We start from the raw sequence: 1,741 nt of genomic DNA on the forward strand, positions 1-1,741 counted from the left end.
ACGGTATCGATAAGACTATTCGCAGTCGCCGTACGGAGAAAAATATGGGCTTCGGTGCCGATATTCATAAGAAAAATGAAGAATCGGTAGAAGAACTGTTGAAAGAAATCATTCCTACGGACTTGCAGAAGTTCGGTCTCATTCCCGAATTGATCGGCCGACTTCCCGTGCTGGTTACGTTAAATCCCTTAGATGAAGAAGCGATGATACATATTTTGACGGAGCCTAAAAATGCTCTTGTTAAGCAGTATCAGAAGATGCTCGGCATGGATGACGTAAAACTTACGTTTACGGATGATGCTTTAAAAGCCATTGCCGAAGAAGCGTTGCGTCGTAAGACGGGTGCTCGCGGTCTTCGCTCCATTATTGAACGGATTATGCTGGATGTCATGTTTGATGCACCTTCGCGTAAGGATGTGGAAGAGTGTATTGTCACTAAAGAAAGTGTTGTTGACGGCAAGGCTCCTCAGCTAAAATTGAGATCATCGGATTCGTAGTTACAGAACTCATTTTCTGCCAAGGAAATGAGTTCTCTTTTTCTAACGAGCTCTTGCGGAAAAGAAGGTGAAACAAATGGAAGAAAGCAATATCATATCCGTACCCCTCGTCACGCTTCGAGGGATTGTCGTATTCCCTAAATTGGTGAGCCATATTGATATCGGTCGGGAACGTTCTATGGAAGCCGTTGAAAAGGCCATGGATACCAATCGCCTTTTGATGGTGGCTACACAAATAGACGAAAGTGAAGAAAATCCCGGCATAGACGGCATTTATCACATCGGTACTTTGGTCAAAATTCAGCAGATGCTTCGCATGCCCGGCGGCGGTATTCGTATTCTTGTAGACGGATTGTATCGTGCCGTCATTAACGGCTTTTCGGAACGGGCCGCATACCTGGAAGTAGCTGTTGAAGAAATTCCCGAATTCATGGGCGATCCTATGGAAGAGGAAGCATTGCGGCGCGTCATGTACAAGCGCTTTGAAGAATGGCTGAAACGCGTTAAAGACGGTGATGAAATTGCGGAACGCCTGCAGTCCGTTGACGGTCCGGGTGTCTTGGCCGACTTTATAGTTTCCAAACTGCCTGTGCAACTTCAAGTTCAACAGCAACTCTTGGAAACGTCCAATGTGAGTGAAAGACTTAGACGTGTAACGGGACTTCTCGATATTGAAACGGATATTGCCCGCTTGGAAGCGGAAATCTCCAAGGAAGTTCGTACTCAAATCGATAAACAACAGCGGGAATATTATTTGCGCGAAAAAATTCGCGTCATTCACGGTGAATTGGGCGATAAGGCAGATAAAGACGCGGAAGTTAATGAGTTACGCGAGACGATTAAGAAGGCGGCCTTGCCCGAGTATGTGGAAAAGGCGTTGTTAAAGGAAACGGATCGCCTTGATCAGATGCCTCCCATGATGGCTGAGTCGGCTATTGTCCGTACGTATATAGATTGGGTCCTGGCCTTGCCGTGGACGAAAGAATCGGAAGATAATGGGGACTTGAAAAATGCGCAGACCGTATTGGAACATGATCACTACGGGTTGGAAAAGGTGAAGGAACGGATTATTGAATACTTGGCCGTACGGCAGTTAACCGATTCGGCCAAGGGTCCTATTTTATGCCTTGTAGGTCCGCCCGGTACGGGTAAAACGAGTATTGCCCGCTCCATTGCCTCGGCTATGGGGCGTAAGTATGTACGTGTTTCCTTAGGCGGCATAAAGGATGAAGCGGAAATTCGCG

Annotated in this window: 1 protein-coding gene and 1 pseudogene; both read left to right on the top strand. The window is 46.8% G+C overall.

Annotated features, from left to right (window positions below; translation table 11 throughout):
- Window positions 1-497, top strand: a pseudogene (locus tag PGX78_RS08005) (ATP-dependent Clp protease ATP-binding subunit ClpX); the annotation flags it as partial.
- Between the two features lie 76 nt (window positions 498-573).
- Window positions 574-1,741 (top strand): LON peptidase substrate-binding domain-containing protein (locus PGX78_RS08010; protein ID WP_270446395.1); only part of this gene is annotated, 1,168 nt, incomplete at its 3' end.

The sequence above is a fragment of the Megasphaera sp. AF13-6AC genome, from assembly GCF_027685385.1.
Taxonomy (GTDB): Bacteria; Bacillota; Negativicutes; order Veillonellales; family Megasphaeraceae; genus Megasphaera; species Megasphaera micronuciformis.